Source organism: Acidovorax sp. Root217, from assembly GCF_001428645.1.
Classification (GTDB): Bacteria; Pseudomonadota; Gammaproteobacteria; order Burkholderiales; family Burkholderiaceae_C; genus Acidovorax.
The window spans coordinates 48,906-66,835 of the sequence record NZ_LMIH01000029.1 but is presented as its reverse complement, the minus strand read 5'-3'; the positions used below and the strand labels follow the sequence as shown (position 1 = coordinate 66,835).

The following is a 17,930-nucleotide window of genomic DNA, read 5'->3' as shown; positions in this document are numbered from 1 at the left end:
CGCGCCGCTCCGCGGTCGTCACTCCATCGTGATCTTCGAGCTGGTCACGATGTCGCGGTACAGCGCAGCATGAGGCTTGATGAAGGCCTTGAACTCGGGGCCGTGCATCGGTGCCACGGAGATGCCCGCGTCCTGCAGCTTCTGGCGCAGCTCGGGCTTCGCCAGCGACTCCTGCAAAGCCTTGTCGACCGCAGTCACCCTGGCGGCAGGCGGACCGGCCTTCATGAAGAGTCTCTGCCAAAGGGGCATGGCCATGCCGATGCGCTTGATGTGCGGCAACTGCGGAACGCGCACGGTGTCCGAGATCCACAGCGCCCGGATCTTGCCGTCCATGAGAAAAGGCATGGCGGTGGAGAGCACCAGCATGGCACTGTCCCCCTGGCCGCCCACCAGGTAGTTGGCGATGTGCGTGCCACCAACCGCCCTCAGCCTGTGCCGAGTGATGCCGGGTATCGCCTCGCACGGGGCAGGGCCCTTCAGGAATGCACCTCCCACTGGGTTGCCAGCTCCTGCAGGTGTTCCAGAAATGCGCTGGCCACCGGCGACAGGCGTTTGCCTTGGAGCCAGAGCACCGACCAGGAAGAGGGCACCGGGAAGCGGTTCGCCTTCAGCACGGCAAGCCCTTCCGCCGAAGGCTGGCCGGCCAGGGCGTGCCGGGACACCAGGCCCAGCCCCATGCCTGCCGCCACCGCTTGCTTGACGGCTTCGTTGCTGCCGAGCTCCAGCCGCACGCGAGGGTGCAGCCCCAGGCGCGCGAAATGCGCATCGCCCGCCAGTCGCGTGCCTGACCCCCGCTCGCGCAGGATGAAGGGCTCTTGCTGCAGCCGCGCGGCACGCACGCGGGAGGCGCCTGCCAAGGGATGGCCCAGCGCGGCGATCGGGACCAGCGGGTTGTCCAGCAATGCCAGCCGCTCATGCGGAAGGTCGTCTGGAGGCAGGGACAGGATGTAGAGATCGTCCTGGTTGGCGCGCATGCGCTGCACCACGCCATCGCGGTTCAGGACCTGCAGCTCGATGTCCACCTCAGGGTGCCTGGCGCAAAAGGGGCCCAGCATGCGCGGAATGAAGTACTTGGCCGTGCTGGCCAGCGCAACCCGCAAACGCCCCTGCCGCAGACCTTTGAGGCCTGCGATGCGCTGCTCCAGCGCCTCCCACTCCGCCACCATGGCGCGCGCGCTTTCCGCGACAGCCTCGCCGGCAGGTGTCAGGTACAGGGCGCGGCCAATCTGCTCATGCAATGGCATGCCCACGGCATCGGCCAGCTCCTTGATCTGCATGGACACGGTGGGCTGGGTCACATGGCATGCGCGGGCCGCGCCGGTGATGGACCCGGTGTCGGCCAAGGCCATCAGAAGGCGCAGTTGTCGAAAGGTGGCATGCATAGGGTTTTGTCTATGGTCTGTATCGATACTATTGATTTTCCTCGATTGGAGCTTGTCCCTACCATTCGCAGCCATGAACATTCTTCTGGACCCCGCCATCCTGTTTTTCGTGCTCGGCGTTGCCGCCGGGCTGCTGCGCTCCAACCTGGAAGTGCCGCCACCCCTGTCCCGATTTCTATCGCTGTACCTGTTGATGGCCCTGGGCCTGAAGGGCGGCTTCGCGCTGGGCCAGACCGGTGTGACATCGGCTGTCGTGGCGGCCCTTGGGTGCGCTGTGCTGCTGGCCATCCTCATCCCTTTGCTGGACTGGCAGTTTCTCAAGCGCGCACTGCCTCCACTGGACGCCATCAGCGTGGCGGCAACCTACGGCAGCGTGAGCGCGGTGACCTTTGTGACCGCCGCGCACATCCTGGAGTCCCAGGGAAACCCCGGCGGTGGGTACATGGCTGCCGCCATGGCCTTGATGGAGTCGCCGGCCATCGTGCTGGCATTGGTGGGTGCGCAGTGGGCCCGCACCCAGGGCATGGCGGCTGGGGGCTCAGGCGCTGCGGCAATGGCCATCGGCAATGCACCGCCGCGCATGGCGGGCGTGCTGCGCGAAGCCCTCACGGACGGCGGCACGGTGCTGCTGGTGGGCGCCCTGCTCGTGGGCCTGGTATCGGGCCCCGCGGGGGCGAAGGCGATGCAGCCTTTCACCGGCGACCTGTTCAAAGGCTTGCTGGCCTTTTTTCTGCTGGACATGGGCCTGCTGACTGCGCGCCAGATGGCGGGCTTGCGCTCGCTGGCGCCCTCTCTGTTTGCCTACGCGGTGCTGGGCCCGGTGGTGCATGCGGCTCTGGCGCTGGCATTTGCACGGATGGCAGGGGTGGGTGTCGAGGACGCCACCCTGCTCGCAGTGCTGGCGGCCAGCGCTTCCTACATCGCCGTGCCCGCCGTGCTTAGGCATGCGGTCCCGGAGGCCCGCCCAGCCGTCTACATCGGGCTGTCGCTGGGCGTCACGTTCCCCTTCAATCTGCTGGTGGGAATTCCGCTGTACCAATGGATGGCCGGTCTCGTGCTTTAGGCGTGCCTGCAGATGGCAGGCCACCCCAGGCATCGGTCAGCGCAGTGCCTTCAACCCGCTGGGTGCCTGGTGGTGGATATCCCCGCTGTCACCACCACCCCATCGTGGTCCATGGCGATGAAATCACCCGGCCGGATCGAGGCGCTCCCGATGGTCAGGTCGACCCCGACTTCGCCGGTCCCAGCCTTCCCTCCACGCGCTGGAACGCTGCCGAGGGCAAACACGCCGAAGTCGAGGCCCTGCAGGATGGCGACGTCACGGATGGCTCCGTAGACGAGCACGCCCGCCCACCCGTTGTCCATCCCGATGCGCGCCATGCGATCACCGAGCACGGCGGCCTTGAGCGAGCCGCCCGCGTCGATGACCAGCACGCGAGCCTTGCCCGGTGTGCCCAAGGTGTGGCGGATCAGGGCGGCGTCCTCGAAGGTGCGCAGGGTCTGCACGTGGCCTGACACTGCGTGGCGGCCGCCATGGCTGCGCCATGGCGCCAGGCATACCCGCGCAGCCGGGCCCAGTTCATCGCACAGGTCGGCCGTGTGGATGGTCGCCATGGGCATCAGTCCAGCGTGGCTCCGGATTGTTTGACCAGCTTCTGGTGCTTGGCCAGCTCCGACTGGAAGAAGGCAGGCGCTTCGCCCGGGCCCTTGTCCATGACCATCAGGCCCTGGCCCAGGATGGCGGCCTGTGCTTCGGGCGATGCAATTGCGGCCTTGATGGCGCTGGCGTAGCTGTCCACCACCGCCTTGCCCAGCCCGGCGGGCCCAACCAGGGCGATCCAGGCGTCAAAGCTGTACTTCGGCACACCCGCTTCCGCCATGGTGGGCACCTCCGGCAGGGCCGATGACCGCAGGGGTGTGGACACGGCCAATGCGCGCAGCGTGCCTGCCTTGATCTGGGGCGCGACCTGCGAGACCGAGACGAAGCCCAGCTGCACCTGGCCGCCCACCAGGTCGGTGATGAGCGGGGCCGTGCCGCGGTAAGGCACGTGCTTCATGTCGATGCCGGTCTCGGCGATCATCAGCTCGCCGGCCAGGTGCAGGGTGCTGCCGTTGCCGGCAGAGCCGTAGTTCAATGTGCCGGGGTGGGCCTTGGCATAGGCCAGCAGCTCCTGGACGTTCTTCACCGGCAGCCTGGCATTGACCGCCAGCACCAGGGGCACCGTGACGAGGACGGCGATGGATGTGATGTCCTTGAGGCTGTCGTACGGGATGGTCTTGTAGATGCCGGGGTTGATGACGTGGTTGGACGAGATCATGCCCAGCGTCAGCCCGTCCTTGGGCGCCTTGACGATTTGCGAGGTACCCGGGATACCGCCGGCGCCCACGATGTTTTCAACGACCACCGGATGCCCGGTGCTGCGCCCGAAGCTGGGCCCGAGCGCGCGCGCAACCGCGTCGACCGTAGAGCCGGCGGCCAGCGGCACGACCATGCGGATCGGCTTGTCGCCTATGGCCGGCTGGGCCATGGTCCACGGTGATGCCGAGGCCAGCGCCAGGCAAAGGCCGAGCCGCGATAAGGCGCTGCGCCTGGTGGGTGGGGATTTCATGGTGGTGTCTCCTTCATTTTCTTTTCAAGTGGGAAATCGTTGTTGCAGTTCGTCGAATGACATCAGCTCTCCGGCAATCGCGCTGGCGGCCACGGTCGGCGGGCTGGCGAGCCACACGTTGCCCGGGCCGCCACGGCCCGGAAAGTTGCGGTTGATGGCGCTCACCGTGACCTGGTCCGCCCGGCTCGATCCTCCAGGCCCGCAGTTGCCGCAGGCGCCGCACGAGGGCTGCAGGATGCGCGCGCCGACCCGCTCGAAGGCGTCGAGGTAGCCTGCCGCGATGCAGTGGTCTCGCACGGCGGTGGTTCCGAACTGCAGGAACAGCTCGACACCGGGTGCCACCCTGAGGTTGCGGTCTGCGGCCCAGCGCAGCACCTTGTGGTAGTGGTCGAAGTCTTCGCGCTTTCCTGCGGTGCACGAGCCGCCGTAGGCGATATCGATGCGTACTTGGTGGGCCAGGGCGGACAGGGGCAGGCCGTTGCCAGGGTCGCCCGGGGAGGCGACCATCGCCGGCACACTCGCGCAATCGATGCGGATGGTGTCGGCATAGGTGGCGTCGGGGTCGCTGCACATCCAGTCTTCGACCACAAAATCCACGCCCCGGCGCTCGCGCAGAAAGCGCACCGTCTCCTCGTCGGGCGCCACGATGCCGGTGAATCCACCCAGCTCCGCCGCCATGTTGGTGAGGGTTGCGCGCTCATCGGTGCCCAGGCCTGCGATGGCCGGCCCGGTGAACTCGAACACCTTGCCCACGCCAGCGCCGCCGCGGATGCCGGGCTGCGCCAGCAGGTGCAGCACCACGTCCTTGGCCGTCACGCCCGGGGGCAGTGCGCCGTCCAGAACGATGCGCAGGGTCTCGGGCAGCGTCAGCCGCACCGCGCCGGTGGCGAAGGCATTGGCCATGTCGGTGGTGCCGACCCCGAAGGCCACGCAGCCCAGCGCACCGCTGTGCGGGGTGTGCGAGTCGGTGCCGACCACCAGTTGCCCGGGCAGGGCATAGTGCTCGGCCATCATCGCGTGCGAAATGCCGGCCACGTTGCCGCCGTCGTCGTCGCGGGCTTCCTGCTCGGTCAGGGTGCGGTGGGTGCGCAGTGCGTAAGCCTGCGCAAACTCGCGCTGTGCCTGCACCATGCGATGGACGTTGGGGACCAGGCCGCCGCGCACGTGCGCAGGGCTCTCCTGCACATAGGAGGTGTGGTCCTCGAACACGATGACCGAACCGGGGTCCTTGAGCACCAATGGCCTGCCGAAGGTGGCATGCAGCATGTGGGCCGCCATGCCGGTGTAGTACTCGTGGATGAAGCGCCAGTCTGCACGCACGAAGGCGCCATCGCCCCGGCCCGGGTTGGCCGGCGTGACCCCGGTGGCCAGTGCGTGCCGCGCGACGATCTTCTCGAACAGGGTACGCCCCCCAGCCTGGGGCTGCCTCGGCGGCAGCGGCTCGGACATCTGGCCCAGGTGCGCCTGGCCAAAGCGCAGCAGGCCGCCGCCCGCGAGCACGGCGGCATCCAGGGCATCGCGGCCGGCCAGCAGTTCGCGCCAGGTGATTTCCTCGCCGGCCTCGATCCGCGCAATCAGCCCGAAGTCGGTGGAGGTGATGAGGCCGATGTTGTCGGCATTCTGCCGGTAGATGCGCTCGAAGCTCTCGGCGATGACCAGGCGCACGCCGGCGAGCTTTTCGGCCGCCGGGCTGTGCTCGCGCGAGGAGCCTTTGCCGTAGCGCTTGCCCGCCACCACCACCTGTATGCCGCTGGTGCGCAGGGCGTCCACCCCGATGGGCGCCTGGCCACCGGCCTTGAAGCCGGTGTAGGGGTAGCGCCCCAGTTGCTCATCGAAGTGGGTGAGGATCGCGATCGGTGTGATTTCGTCGGTGGAGATGTCATCGCGCAGCGGCAGGGCTTCGGGCAGCGCGACACGTTGGCCTGCCAAGGCCCTGGTCAACACCTCAGGTGATTGGCTCAGGTACAGGATGCGTGGGGCAAAGCGCAGGGCGGGGAGCGACTGGATGGACATGCCCGATCATCGGAATCCACGCGCCCTCTGGGTAGTGCCAAGACGGCACGGGGGACAGCGCGGAACTCGACGTCCGGGATTACCCGCGCAGGCCTTCGATGAGCGCCTGGACCGCGCGCAGCTGGGGTGTGCGCCGCAGGGCATAAAGCCGCAGCTCCCGGTCTGCCCACAAATCCGCCAGCGGCAACCGGGTGAAGTGCGCATTGCCCGCATAGGCCGAAGCAGCGCTCTGCGGGATCACGGCAATCCCCATGCCTGCCTCGACCATACGGCCCACGGCGTCGAAGCTGCTGACCGACACCTCGGGCGCAAACCGCATCTGCACCGCCTGCGCGCGCTCATGCAGGGTCTGGTCCAGGGCGCCGCCCTGGTGCACTCCGATCAGCGGAAACTCCAGCACCTTGGCAAACTCGACCGACTTCAGGTCACCCAACTCGTGTCCCGTGGGAACCACCACCTGCAAGGGGTCATTCGCAAAATGCCATGAATCCAGCCCTGGGGCCGCCGTGCCGGCAACGCCCATGCCGACATCAGCCCTGTCGTCCAGGCACGCGCGGATGACGTCCCGCGTGTCCGCTTCGTGCAGCGAAATGTCCAGGCCCGGGTACTTCGCCTTCAGGCGCTTGAGCCGCTCGGGCAAGAAGCCGACCACGGCCGACATGTTGGCGTACAGGCGCACCGTGCCCCGCACTTCATCGCTGTGCAACTGCACCTCGCGCAGCAGCCCCTGCAGTTCGTCGTCGAGACGGACACCCCGCTCGAAAACAATGTGCCCGGCATCGGTCAGCGCCACGCCGCGCGGCGAGCGCACCACCAGCGCCGTCCCGAAGGCATGCTCCAGGTCGGCCAGCCGGCGGCTCAGCGCGGACGGCGCGATGTGCTCCTGCTCGGCCGCCCGTGCAATGGAGCCGGTGCGGGCCACGGCGATAAAAAGCCGCAGGCTGTAGGAATCCAGGCGTCGTGTCAGAAGAGCAGCTCCGTTGTACCCGGCGCAGGGACCAGGGGAGGTGATGGAAGGGCCTTGCGGGGTGGGCAACCTGCCCGCCCCGGCGTGGCATCGTAGCGCACCGCCACCGCAAGGCGGCGTGAGCAGCACCCAGGGCAGGGGTCAGTACAGCGCCTTGATGCCTGTGGGCGTGCGTATCTCGGCGCGGTAGCGCAAGCGGTCGCCTTTTTCCACATGGGGTGCATTCTCGATACCCAGTCTGGCATACAGGGCCAGCACCATGTCAGGCTCGGGGTGCTCGATGGTGAAGCGGGCGAGCCGCGCCCCCAGGTCCGGCATCGACGCTATCGGCGGTGGGCGCTGACCCCGGTCAATGACCGAAGGCGCCACGCCTGCGAGCGGCAGCGCGCCGCCCGCAGGGATCGCAAATAAGTAGGGCGGTGCGGCACCGGCGGAGAGCTGTGTCTTGCGGCCCAGCAGGTGCCCGTGCTGCGCCAGCACCGCATCCATGTGCTGCGTGCGCGCAACCCAGCCGCGCAGGCGCAGGCCGGCATCCCAGGCGGTCTGCACGGCATCCCTGTCGTCCAGCCCGAACCAGCGGGCATGCGCCGGGGGCAGGGCAGCGGGATCGATGGCGATGACCTCCAGGTACACATCGTCGCCCAGCCGCAGCAGGTGGTTGTGGGTGCCCATGTCGGGGTGCTTGCGGCCAAAGGGCATGTCGATGCCCAGGCATTCGCGCACGTGGCCCACGCCCTCGTCGAGCGAGGGCGCGATGATCGACAGGTGGTCGAGCCAGAGCATGGTCTGTCGGTATGCAGGGGTCAGCGGCGCTTCCAGTCGATGCCCGGAATGCAGATGCGCTGTTTGAAGCTGCCATTCCAGCGTACCTCAAGCCCGGCGCGCTGCAGTTCGCTGGCGATGAGGGCGCCGATGCGCGGGCCCTCGGTCTCCTCGGTGTCGGCATCCATGGGGCCGAAAGCGAGGAACAGGCCGCCGCCATGCACCGCGCGTGCCAGGTCCTGGCCATGGTAGAAACAGTAGCCCACGATATCGGCCCGGTCGGGCGCGTTGTGGTACGCCTCGGTCACATCCCCGTAGCCATCGCTTTGCGTGTAGCCCGCGTTCTGCAGCGCGACCAGGCCCTGGCGGGCCAGCGCGTCGAAGGCGGCATCCAGCCGATCGCAGTCGGTCGTGGCCGGCCAGCCCTTCTTCGCCTGGTCGTGCGCCCGCACGGCATCGTCGACGGCGCGCTCGACTTCGGCGGCATCGAGCTCGCCAGGCTCGTACATCTCCTCGGTCAGGATCTCGATGGTGCGCTCGCGGTCTTCGAACCCGCCGCGCACGAATGCGTCGATCTCGGTCAGTATGTCGGGGGGCAGGGGCATGCGTTCTCCGTTGAAAAAAGGGGCCGTGGTATCAAGGGGCTGCGAACCACGGGTCGTTCAGGCCATGGGCCTGGCGCATGGCGGGGTCCGGTTCGGGGGCGAACGGAGCTGCGCCCGCCTGACGCATCGCGGCGAACCTTTCTGCCGCATAGCGGTGCGCATAGTCTTCCTTCTCCAGGGATGGGCGGCTGTACCATTCATCCGCGTACAAGCGCTGGCGGTCCACATGGTGGCCCAGTTCGTGCAGCAGCGTGCGGTACAGCACCGTGTGGCGAAGTGACGCAGGCGTGGGCAGTATCTCGATGCTGCGCCGGGTCCTGCGGATCTGGTGGCCATCGGCCTGCAGCCGGTCGAGCTCGCGCTGGTCTCCGGGCGTCAGCGCATTGCGCCAGACGGTGGGTGCAAGGGGTTGCGCTTCGAGCACGATGGCGCTGCTGGCACGGGGTGGCCGCTCGAACTGGAACACCGCGCGCCCCCACGCAGGCTGCAGGATGCGTTGCTTGCGCGTGGGCTGGCGCATCACGATGGAGTCGAGATGCGCGAGGTCCTTGGCGGGGCAGTGCGAAAGAACCAGCAGGGCATCCTCGACGGAACATGGATGGAGCCAACCGGTACGGGTGGGTTCCACGAAGAACCTCACATGGTGGCCGTTGACGCGCTGCGTGAAGGAGATGCAGGCGCCCAGGCACTCGTGGAAGAAACTCCGGTCGTGCCGGGATTCGGGAATCGTCAGCCGGTTGTCCTCCCCATGGCCCTGGGCCGGGGTGCCGATGTTCCGGTTTCTGCGAACGGGGTTCCAGCCAGGGCGCATGGGGTCTCCGGTGTGCGGGTGATTCGCGGGCCCCCGGTGGTAGCGGGACGCCGGCGGGAGCGGGCGCCTGCACAGACCGCGCCTCTCCCCATTATCGTGGCTGCCGCAGGTTCATCGTGCGTGCAGGGCGTCCGGGCTGCGGCACGGTGCTACCATTGCCTGGCTTGCGCGCCTTGCGCCAGCCAGGCCGTGGACGACTTCGGCCGTGGACTTTCACCAGGGGACGGCCCTTGTTTTCCTACCCAGGGACGACATGCCCAAGCCGAACCTCCGCACCACCCCCCGCAGCGCCGCAGCGCATCCCGCTCACCTTGGCCAGCCGCGCCTGGTGGCGCCCACCACCTGGGCCCTGCTGGCTGGCGCGTGGCTGGTGGCCGGGCTCTTCATCGCCTTTGGCAGCACCTGGCTGGCGGCCCCGCTGGGCCCGGGTGTCGCGGCCGGCGCGTTCGGGCTGCTGTTCGCCACCATCCTCGCGGCATCCTTCGGGGTGGTGCATGAGGCGGACCACCTTGCGCAGCAGCTCGGGGAGCCCTATGGCACGCTGGTGCTCACGCTGTCCATCGTTTCCATCGAGGTGATCCTGATCGCGTCGGTGCTGCTCGGGCCGGGCGATTCGTCGGCCATCGGCCGCGACTCCATCTTCGCGGTGATGATGATCATCATGAACCTGGTGATCGGCATCTGCCTGGTGGCCGGGTCGGCCCGCCACGGCGACCAGGAGTACAACGCCCAGGGGGCGACGGCCTACCTGGGCATGATCGTGCTGCTCACCGGCACGGCGCTGGTGCTGCCCAACCACCTGGGCGGGGCGGGGGCGTTTTCCATACCTCAGGCGCTGGGCATGGCGGCCCTCACGGCCTGCCTGTACGCGGCGTTTCTGTGGCTGCAGATGCGCAGCCACCGGCGCTACTTCATTCAGCCAGCGGCCGGCAGCATGGCGGTGCCGGCATCGGCGCAGCCGCTCGGGAGCCGCAAGACCCAGGCAGCGACTGGACCTGCAGGCCGGCGGGCCATGGTTGTGCGCTCGATGGTGCTGCTGGCGCTGGTCCTGCCCATCGTGCTGCTGGCGCACTACCTGGCCATCGTGACGGACTACGGCATCGCCGCCGCCGGGGCGCCTGCCGCCGTGGGCGGGGTGCTCATCGCCATCATCGTCTTCACGCCCGAATCCATCACCGCCGTGCGCGCCGCCATGGGCAACGAGATGCAGCGCGCCATCAACCTGTGCCTGGGCGCCTTTGTCTCCACCGTGGGCCTCACGGTGCCGGCCGTGCTGCTCATCGGCGTGGCCACGGGCCAGCGCATGGCCATGGGCCTGTCGGGCACGGAGGTGGTGCTGCTGGTGCTGACGGTCGCGCTCGCTATGCTCAGCTTCAACGGGCAGCGCACCTCGCCGATCCAGGGGCTGATGCACCTCACGCTGTTTGCCGTGTTCGGGCTGGTGCTTTTTCTTCCCTGAGACAGCAGGGGCCGGGATTTCCCGGAATGTCATCGCATCGACAGTCATGCACGGCCGCCATGCCTAGCATGCCGGCATGACCTGTTCATCCCTGCCCACGGCCACTCTCGACCCTTCCATCGCGCACCCTGATCGGTCGCCCCACGCGGCTTCCGTCGCGGCCCAGCCGCTGCGCCAGGCGGTGGACTGGGCCATCGTCTCGCGGCGCAGCATTCGCGCCTTTTTGCCCACGCCGGTGGGGCAGGGCGAGGTGCATGCCATCCTCGACGTGGCGCGCCATGCGGCCTCGGGCATGAACACCCAGCCCTGGCGCGTGCACGTGCTCATGGGCGGCACCAAGGAGCGGCTGAGCGCCGCCATCACCGCCGTGGACAACGATGGCGAGGCCTCGGCCGCCCTCACCGAGCCCTACCACTACTACCCGCTCGAATGGGTCTCGCCCTATGTGGACCGGCGCCGCAAGGTGGGCTGGGACCTGTATGGGCTGCTCGGCATCACCAAGGGCGACAAGGCGCGCATGCACGCGCAGCACGGCCGCAACTACCGCTTCTTCGATGCACCCGTGGGGCTCATCTTCACGGTGAACCGGCTGATGCAGGCCGGCAGCCTGATGGACTACGGCATGTTCTTGCAGAGCGTGATGGTGGCGGCCCGCGCGCGCGGGCTCGACACCTGCCCGCAGGTGGCGTTCACGAAGTTCCACCGGGTCATTGCCGCCGAGCTCGGCATCCCCGATACCGAGATGGTGGTCTGCGGCATGAGCCTGGGCTACGCCGATCCGGCGGGCATCGAAAACACGCTGGTGACGCAGCGCGAGAGCGTCGAGTCGTTCACCACCTTTCACCCGTAAGCGCACCACCAAGGAGACACCACAGTGAACCACGCCTCTCCCCGCAGCCCTTACCAGACGGGTCTTGAGCGCACCCCCGCCAACCACCTGCCGCTCACGCCGCTGGGTTTTCTGGACCGCAGCACACAGGTGCACCCCGACGGCATTGCCGTGGTGCATGCAGGCAGCACGCAGACCTGGGCACAGACGCGCGAGCGCGCCTACCGCCTGGCCAGTGCCCTGGCCCGTCGCGGCGTGCAGCGCGGCGACACGGTGGCCATCCTCGCGCCCAACACGCCGGCGATGCTGGAGGCGCACCTGGGCATCCCCCTGTGCGGCGCAGTCATCAATGCCATCAACTGCCGGCTCGATGCCGAGGGCATCGCCTTCATCCTGCAGCACGGCGAGGCGCGCGTGCTGCTGGTGGACAGCGAGTTCGCGGCGCTGGCCGCCAAGGCCGTCGCGGGTCTGGCCCACCCGCCGCCGGTGGTCGCCATCCACGATGCGGGCCTGCCCGCGCAGCCGGCCTTCGGTGCAATCGACTACGAAGCCCTGCTGGCCGAGGGCGACCCGGCCTTCGAAGGCCTGTGGCCTGAGGACGAGTGGGACCCCATTGCGCTGAACTACACCTCGGGCACCACGGGCGACCCCAAGGGCGTGGTGCCCAGCCACCGGGGCGCCTACCTCATGAGCATGCTGCAGCTGACGGACTGGGCCATGCCGCGCAAGCCTGTGTACCTGTGGACGCTGCCCATGTTCCACGCCAACGGCTGGTGCTTCACCTGGGCCATCACGGCGGCGGCGGGCACGCATGTCTGCCTGCGCAAGGTCACGGCCAAAGCGATATTCGAAGCCATTGCCGAGCATGGCGTGGACCATTTCTGCGCCGCACCCACGGTGCTGGCCATGCTGGCGAATGCGCCGGCGCACGAGCGCATCGCGCTGCCGCGCCCGGTGCGTGTGCTCACGGCGGGCTCGCCGCCGCCCGCCGCCATCCTGCAGGCGATTGCCGCCATGGGCTTCGACGTGGACCATGTGTACGGCATCACCGAAGTCTCGGGCACGCCCGTGAGCTGCGTGCGCCAGCCGGGCTGGGCCGCCTTGCCTGAAGTCGGCCGTGCCCAGCTGCAGGCGCGCCAGGGCGTGCGCGCCGCCGCGCTGGAGCATCTGCGCGTGCTCGACCCCGACACGCTGCAGCCGGTGCCGGCCGATGGCGTGACCGCCGGCGAGATCATGCTGCGCGGCAACACGGTGATGAAGGGCTACCTCAAGAACCCCGGCGCCACGGCCAAGGCCTTTGCCAGCGGCTGGTTCCACACCGGTGACATCGCGGTGCTGCACCCCGATGGCTATGTGCAGATCACCGACCGGTCGAAGGACGTGATCATCTCGGGCGGCGAGAACATCTCGTCGGTGGAGGTGGAAGACGTGCTGCACCGCCACCCCGCCGTGCTGCTGGCCGCCGTGGTGGCCCAGCCCGACGAGCGCTGGGGCGAGGTACCCTGCGCCTTCGTGGAGCTCAAGCCCGATGCCGTGGGCAGCGTGAGCGCCGAGGAACTGATAGCCTTCTGCCGCAGCCATCTGGCGCGCTTCAAGTGCCCGCGCCAGGTCGTGTTCGAGGCCTTGCCCAAGACGGCCACCGGCAAGATCCAGAAGTTCCGCCTGCGCGAGATCGCGGGTAGCCGCGAGGCGATCACGCGGCTGGCGCAGGTTCAGACCGAGCCCGCAGGCTGAGGGCTCAGCCTTCGCGGGCAATCGCCTGGATTACCTTCAGGTCGATCACCTCGATGGACCCATAGCCCAGGCGGATCGCGCCCCGGTCCTGCAGCTCCTGCAGTGCCCGGTTGGCCACCTGGCGCGACACGCCCGACAGACGCCCCAGCTCCTCTTGCGACAGCGTGATGCGCCGCGCGGTGTTGGGGAACAGCGCATCGTTGAACAGCCCCGACAGGCTGTAGGCCACCTGCGCCGTGGTGTCGCCCAACCGGTCGGTCTGCACTTGCGCCACGTAGTGGGCAAGGCGGGCATTGAGCTGGCCGATCAGCCACAGCGCGAAGGGATGGCTCTCGTGCAGCAGCCGCAGGAACTCGCTGCGCGGCAGCAGCGCCACCACGCTGTCGGTCAGCGCCGTCACCGCATAGGGCCGGGGCTCGTCCTTGAGCACCGAGCCCTCGCCGAACCACGCGCCCGAGGGCACGCCCGCAAAGGTGCTGACGTGGCCTTCGGCGGTGATGTTGTCCAGCTTGAGCATGCCCTGCATCACCCCGGCCCAATGCGCCGTGGGCGTGCCGCGCGCAAACACCGCGCCGCCCGCAGGATAGCTGCGCACCGTGATCGCCTTGCGCACGCGCGCGGCCTCCTCGGCGGTGAGGGCGGACACCCAGGGCGATTGGACGAGGAAGAGGTCGAGGGGGTCTGCGGTCATGGCGTCCATGGCATCGAAGGAGAGCGCCTGGATTGTGGCGGCGATCCTGCTCGGCTCCAATAGGGCAAAGCCTGTGTGCGACATCTGCCATGGTCGCGGCCATGCGCGCATGCATGCTGTTGCGCAGCGTGGAGACTCTTCTCAGGGGCCGCTGCGGGCCGAGGTCACGGCGGCGGTGCGGGAGGTGAGACGGCCCTGGGCGCAGGCGCAGGCACGGGCGAAGGGGGCGGCGATGGCGCAGGCGGTGGCGCCATGGACTGCAGCATGGCCAGGGACAGCGTTTCGTACAGCGGCCGCGCCAGCATGCGGGAAACCAGGCTGGCGAGCATGGCCGCCGCCATCAGGCTGAGCACCATGGCGTGGCCGTCGACCATCTCCATGACGATGATGAAGGCCGTGAGCGGCGCCTGTGTGACGGCTGCGAGGAAGGCCGCCATGCCCATGGCGATGAGGGCGGGCGCTATGTCGCCGCCCAGCAGCAGCGACACGTTGTGGCCCACGCCCGCGCCGATGGACAGCGAGGGCGCGAAGATGCCGCCAGGCACGCCCAGCCAGGCCGACAGCCAGGTGGCGACGAACTTGAGCGTGACGTAGAACGCCGGCATGTCGGCCTCGCCGGCCAGCATGTGCTTGACCGCTTCGGAGCCCGCGCCGAAGGTCGCGCCGCCGGTGGCCAGGCCGATCACCGCCACCACCAGCGCGCCGATCGCCGCGAAGCGGATCGGAAAGCGCGCGCGCAGCCGGCACATGCGCTCGGAGGTGCCGGTGAGCGAGGCGGCCAGCAGCTTGGCGAACAGGCCGCCCAGCACGCCGCAGGCCAGCGCCACGCACAGGCCGGGCAGCAGGGCGTCCCAGTCCAGGCGGGGCACCTGGATGCGGCCGAAGTAGCTCAGGTTGCCGAACGCCGATACCCCCATCAGCCCGGCCAGCACGATGGCCGTGATGATCACGCCGCTGCTGCGCGACTCCATCTTGCGCGACAGCTCTTCGATGGCGAACACCACGCCGGCCAGCGGTGCGTTGAACGCCGCCGCAATGCCCGCTGCGCCGCCCGCCACCAGCAGCGCATGCGCGGTGATGCCCGAGCGCGGGTCGAACCAGCGGCGCGCGTGGTGCATGACGCCGGCCGCCACCTGCACCGAGGGGCCTTCGCGCCCGATGGACAGTCCCGCGAGGAAGCCCGCGCTGGCCAGCAAGATCTTGGCGAACGAAAGCCACAGCGAGACGAAGCGCCCGCGCTTGCCTGTCTCCAGCGCCGGATCCAGTGCGGTGATGACCTGCGGTATGCCCGATCCTGCAGCCCCTGGCGCCCAGCGCCGCGTGGCCCACACCACCACCGCCGTGACGGCCGGCATCCACAGCAGCACGGCCCAGCCACCCTGCCATTGGTAGATGTGCTGGAACAGCTCGAACGCCGCGTCGGCCAGCAGCGTGAAGGCCACCACGCACAGGCCTGCGGCACAGGCGTAGGCGAGCACGATGGAGCGGTCCAGCCAGCGCCGGCCGTCCTTCAGCTCCTCGCGCAGGTTGTCGAAGAAATTGGGCTCATGGTTCATGCGGGGCAGGCAGTGTGCGAAGCGGCAGGGCTCTGGGGCGTTGGCAAAACGGGGGCGGCGTGCAGGCCGGGCGGCAAGGTGTTGCATTGCGACTGCATCGCGCTGGGTGCAGTTCCCCGCTCGGGGCCACAACCCTGTCTGCATGCAAGAAGTCTACCAACCCGGTGGGTACCGTATTGCGTAAACAGGTGCTACTGGCACCTTCTGCTGCGCAGGCGGTGCCAGAATGGGCTTATCACCAGAATATATGAACGGGAGCCCCTCATGCCCAGCCTGCGCATCCAGCCGACGACCCTGAAGGCCGCGCTCTGCGCTGCGGTGCTGTGGCTGGTCCAGGGTTGCGCCACCCAGGCCGGCCACCCGCCCCGCGTGCAGGTCGTGTGCGCCGTGGATGCGGTGGCCGCCGAGTCGGTCGTGGACCTGCGCCTGCAGGGCGTGGTGCAGCAGCAGGTGAGCTTCAGGGACGACACCGGCCCGCAGGCGCGCAGCTATACCGGCGCGGCGCTGTGGCCGCTGCTGCAGGCCTGCGCGCTGCAGTCGGATGCGGCCATGGACCTCCATGGGCAGCGCGCTGCGGCGCTGGGCCGCTATGTGCTGGCCAGCGGGGCCGAGGCCTACAGTGCCGTGTTCTCGGTGGGCGAGCTGCACCCGGACTTCGGCAACAAAGGCAGCATCGTGGCCTATGCCGAGGCGGGGGCAGGCGATGCCGATGCTGCGGGGACAGCACCATCGCTGCGCATCACCGCCCCGGGCGATGTGCAGGGCAGCCGCTATGTGGCCGGCCTCACGCGGCTGGAGGTGCGCTCGTCCGGCTCGGTCGGCGCGGGCAGCGGTGCGGCGCAGTCGCAGGCCGTGCAGGTGTTGGGCGCGGTGAAGAACACCCTGCGCCTGGATGAAGCGGCCCTGCGCGCGCTGCCGGCGGTCACGCAGGTGGTGGGCGGGCGCCGCTACACGGGCGTGGACCTGTGGGCGCTGCTGAGCGCCGTGGCCAGTATCGAGGCCGACAGCGCCAGCGGTGCCAACGTGCAGGGCATGTACCTGGTGGCCACCGGGGCCGATGGCTACCAGGCCCTGGTATCGCTGGCCGAGATGAGCCCCGAGCTGGGCAACCAGCGCGTGCTGATCGCCTACCGCCTGGACGACCAGCCCATGGCGCGCGGCATGGCACGGCTGGTGGTGGCGGGCGATGGCAAGGCCGGCCGCTCGGTGTCGGCGCTGGAGGCCATCGAGGTGTTTGCGGCTGCGCCTGCGGTGCCGTAGGCGGGCACGGCAGGGGGGCACCCGCGCGGGCGGCGCTTCGCTGCGGCTGGCCTTTGGGTTCCTTGGCGGGCAGGCAAGCATCGCTTGGATGCCAATCCACAAAAAATAGAGAGGTTATCGCATAACAAAGGGTTTTCCCTATAGTTTGCGCAAATGTTAACGTTAACATTCATACGTTGCAGCCTTTTGGCGTGATTTGAAGCGAGATTCTGCTCGGCTTCCACTCTGCCCAAGCCGGTCTGCAAGCTCGCTTGGCCTTGCCTGAATCCCGTGAAACAGGGCGCTGCGAGCCACTTGTACGACCTGTTGAAACGCCCTGACACCCACCAGCCCCGCTACCACCATGAACCCGCAAGACCTCAAATCCATCATGGGCTCCGGCCTGCTCTCGTTCCCCGTCACGGACTTCGATGCCCAGGGCGACTTCAACCCCAGGGGCTATGCCGCGCGCCTCGAATGGCTGGCCCCCTATGGCGCCACCGCCCTGTTCGCCGCCGGCGGCACAGGTGAGTATTTCTCGCTGTCGGGTGCCGAATACGGTCAGGTCGTCAAGACCGCTGTGGACACCTGCCGCGGCAAGGTGCCCATCATTGCCGGTGCCGGCGGCCCCACCCGCACCGCCATCGCCCACGCCCAGGAGGCCGAGCGCCTGGGTGCCCACGGCATTCTGCTGTTGCCCCACTACCTGACCGAAGCCGGCCAGGAGGGTTTGATCGAGCATGTGGCTGCGGTCTGCAACAGTGTGAAGTTCGGCGTCATCGTCTACAACCGCGACCGCACCAAGCTGACGGCCAACTCGCTGGCGATCCTGGCCGAGCGCTGCCCCAACCTGATCGGCTTCAAGGACGGCGTGGGCAACATCGAGACCATGTCCTCGATCTTCATGAAGATGGGTGACCGCTTCTCCTACCTGGGCGGCCTGCCCACGGCCGAGGTGTATGCAGCAGCGTACAAGGCGCTGGGCACGCCGGTGTACTCGTCGGCGGTGTTCAACTTCATCCCCAAGACGGCGATGGATTTCTACAAGGCCGTGGCGGCAGACGACATGGTCACGCAGCACAGGCTGCTCAAGGATTTCTTCATGCCCTACCTGGACATTCGCAACAAGGTGGAAGGCTATGGCGTGAGCATCATCAAGGCCGGCGCCAAGCTGGTGGGCCACGATGCAGGGCCGGTGCGTGCGCCGCTGACGGACCTGAAGCCTGCCGAAATGGAGCAACTGAAAGCGCTGATCGACAAGCTCGGCCCGCAG

General features: G+C 68.4%; 17 protein-coding genes. 6 read left to right on the top strand and 11 right to left on the bottom strand.

Annotated features, from left to right (window positions below):
* Positions 1-18: 18 nt before the first annotated feature.
* Together ASE31_RS24985 and ASE31_RS24980 are read right to left on the bottom strand one after the other, a co-directional pair.
* Entirely contained in the window at positions 19-495 is a 477-nt protein-coding gene (locus tag ASE31_RS24985) for a tripartite tricarboxylate transporter substrate-binding protein (RefSeq protein ID WP_255357706.1), read from the bottom strand.
* On the bottom strand, positions 477-1,382 hold the full coding sequence (locus tag ASE31_RS24980) for a LysR family transcriptional regulator (protein WP_057204741.1): 906 nt from the start codon (positions 1,380-1,382) through the stop codon (positions 477-479). The genes ASE31_RS24985 and ASE31_RS24980 overlap by 19 nt, the downstream gene beginning before the upstream one ends.
* A 73-nt stretch (positions 1,383-1,455) precedes the next feature.
* On the opposite strand from ASE31_RS24980, the gene ASE31_RS24975 reads away from it, so the two are divergent.
* Entirely contained in the window at positions 1,456-2,445 is a 990-nt protein-coding gene (locus ASE31_RS24975) for a sodium-dependent bicarbonate transport family permease (RefSeq protein WP_057204739.1), read from the top strand.
* 50 nt (positions 2,446-2,495) lie between these two features.
* On the opposite strand, the gene rraA is transcribed toward ASE31_RS24975, so the two are convergent.
* From rraA to ASE31_RS24940, 7 genes are all read right to left on the bottom strand, one after another.
* The gene (gene rraA, locus ASE31_RS24970; RefSeq protein WP_057204801.1) at positions 2,496-2,996 is read right to left on the bottom strand and encodes a ribonuclease E activity regulator RraA; all 501 of its coding nucleotides are present in this window, start codon (positions 2,994-2,996) and stop codon (positions 2,496-2,498) included.
* Positions 2,997-3,001: 5 nt separating this feature from the next.
* Positions 3,002-3,991 carry a tripartite tricarboxylate transporter substrate binding protein gene (locus ASE31_RS24965; RefSeq protein WP_057204737.1) on the bottom strand — a complete coding sequence of 330 codons (990 nt, stop codon included), beginning with the start codon at positions 3,989-3,991 and terminating at the stop codon, positions 3,002-3,004.
* 24 nt (positions 3,992-4,015) lie between these two features.
* The gene (locus ASE31_RS24960; protein WP_057204735.1) at positions 4,016-6,004 is read right to left on the bottom strand and encodes an aconitase family protein; all 1,989 of its coding nucleotides are present in this window, start codon (positions 6,002-6,004) and stop codon (positions 4,016-4,018) included.
* A 79-nt stretch (positions 6,005-6,083) separates the two neighbouring features.
* Complete coding sequence (locus ASE31_RS24955; RefSeq protein WP_057204799.1) at positions 6,084-6,971, bottom strand: LysR family transcriptional regulator; 888 nt, start codon at positions 6,969-6,971, stop codon at positions 6,084-6,086.
* Positions 6,972-7,112: 141 nt separating this feature from the next.
* Positions 7,113-7,754: a VOC family protein gene (locus ASE31_RS24950; RefSeq protein WP_057204733.1), complete on the bottom strand. Its 642-nt coding sequence runs from the start codon at positions 7,752-7,754 to the stop codon at positions 7,113-7,115.
* A gap of 20 nt (positions 7,755-7,774) precedes the next feature.
* Entirely contained in the window at positions 7,775-8,338 is a 564-nt protein-coding gene (locus ASE31_RS24945) for a hypothetical protein (RefSeq protein ID WP_057204731.1), read from the bottom strand.
* Between the two features lie 31 nt (positions 8,339-8,369).
* Entirely contained in the window at positions 8,370-9,149 is a 780-nt protein-coding gene (locus ASE31_RS24940) for an ImmA/IrrE family metallo-endopeptidase (protein ID WP_057204729.1), read from the bottom strand.
* A gap of 253 nt (positions 9,150-9,402) precedes the next feature.
* On the opposite strand from ASE31_RS24940, the gene ASE31_RS24935 reads away from it, so the two are divergent.
* The 3 genes from ASE31_RS24935 to ASE31_RS24925 all read left to right on the top strand — a co-directional run bounded on the left by ASE31_RS24935 (position 9,403) and on the right by ASE31_RS24925 (position 13,171).
* A complete protein-coding gene (locus ASE31_RS24935) occupies positions 9,403-10,608 on the top strand; it encodes a calcium:proton antiporter (RefSeq protein ID WP_369819496.1) in 1,206 nt (401 codons plus the stop codon).
* 76 nt (positions 10,609-10,684) lie between these two features.
* The gene (locus ASE31_RS24930) at positions 10,685-11,458 is read left to right on the top strand and encodes a nitroreductase (protein WP_082604362.1); all 774 of its coding nucleotides are present in this window, start codon (positions 10,685-10,687) and stop codon (positions 11,456-11,458) included.
* A 24-nt stretch (positions 11,459-11,482) separates the two neighbouring features.
* Complete coding sequence (locus tag ASE31_RS24925) at positions 11,483-13,171, top strand: acyl-CoA synthetase (protein WP_057204727.1); 1,689 nt, start codon at positions 11,483-11,485, stop codon at positions 13,169-13,171.
* Between the two features lie 4 nt (positions 13,172-13,175).
* Here the strand turns inward: ASE31_RS24925 and ASE31_RS24920 are convergent, their stop codons facing one another.
* Both ASE31_RS24920 and ASE31_RS24915 read right to left on the bottom strand, forming a co-directional pair.
* Positions 13,176-13,862, bottom strand: coding sequence for a Crp/Fnr family transcriptional regulator (locus ASE31_RS24920; RefSeq protein ID WP_235514758.1), 687 nt, complete (start codon positions 13,860-13,862; stop codon positions 13,176-13,178).
* A 164-nt stretch (positions 13,863-14,026) separates the two neighbouring features.
* A complete protein-coding gene (locus ASE31_RS24915; RefSeq protein WP_057204725.1) occupies positions 14,027-15,418 on the bottom strand; it encodes a chloride channel protein in 1,392 nt (463 codons plus the stop codon).
* Between the two features lie 264 nt (positions 15,419-15,682).
* Here ASE31_RS24915 and ASE31_RS24910 point away from each other — a divergent pair, with 264 nt between their 5' ends.
* Both ASE31_RS24910 and kdgD read left to right on the top strand, forming a co-directional pair.
* On the top strand, positions 15,683-16,678 hold the full coding sequence (locus tag ASE31_RS24910; protein ID WP_057204723.1) for a hypothetical protein: 996 nt from the start codon (positions 15,683-15,685) through the stop codon (positions 16,676-16,678).
* A gap of 343 nt (positions 16,679-17,021) precedes the next feature.
* Positions 17,022-17,930 (top strand): 5-dehydro-4-deoxyglucarate dehydratase (kdgD, locus tag ASE31_RS31250; RefSeq protein WP_082604366.1); only part of this gene is annotated, 909 nt, incomplete at its 3' end.

Coding starts and splice junctions, on each gene's coding strand:
- ASE31_RS24930 (WP_082604362.1), top strand. CDS start 10,685: ATGACCTGTTCATCCCTGCCCACGGCCACTCTCGACCCTTCCATCGCG.
- ASE31_RS24960 (WP_057204735.1), bottom strand. CDS start 6,004: ATGTCCATCCAGTCGCTCCCCGCCCTGCGCTTTGCCCCACGCATCCTG.
- ASE31_RS24980 (WP_057204741.1), bottom strand. CDS start 1,382: ATGCATGCCACCTTTCGACAACTGCGCCTTCTGATGGCCTTGGCCGAC.
- ASE31_RS24940 (WP_057204729.1), bottom strand. CDS start 9,149: ATGCGCCCTGGCTGGAACCCCGTTCGCAGAAACCGGAACATCGGCACC.
- ASE31_RS24950 (WP_057204733.1), bottom strand. CDS start 7,754: ATGCTCTGGCTCGACCACCTGTCGATCATCGCGCCCTCGCTCGACGAG.
- ASE31_RS24965 (WP_057204737.1), bottom strand. CDS start 3,991: ATGAAATCCCCACCCACCAGGCGCAGCGCCTTATCGCGGCTCGGCCTT.
- ASE31_RS24910 (WP_057204723.1), top strand. CDS start 15,683: ATGCCCAGCCTGCGCATCCAGCCGACGACCCTGAAGGCCGCGCTCTGC.
- ASE31_RS24935 (WP_369819496.1), top strand. CDS start 9,403: ATGCCCAAGCCGAACCTCCGCACCACCCCCCGCAGCGCCGCAGCGCAT.
- ASE31_RS24975 (WP_057204739.1), top strand. CDS start 1,456: ATGAACATTCTTCTGGACCCCGCCATCCTGTTTTTCGTGCTCGGCGTT.
- ASE31_RS24920 (WP_235514758.1), bottom strand. CDS start 13,862: ATGACCGCAGACCCCCTCGACCTCTTCCTCGTCCAATCGCCCTGGGTG.
- ASE31_RS24915 (WP_057204725.1), bottom strand. CDS start 15,418: ATGAACCATGAGCCCAATTTCTTCGACAACCTGCGCGAGGAGCTGAAG.
- rraA (WP_057204801.1), bottom strand. CDS start 2,996: ATGGCGACCATCCACACGGCCGACCTGTGCGATGAACTGGGCCCGGCT.
- ASE31_RS24945 (WP_057204731.1), bottom strand. CDS start 8,338: ATGCCCCTGCCCCCCGACATACTGACCGAGATCGACGCATTCGTGCGC.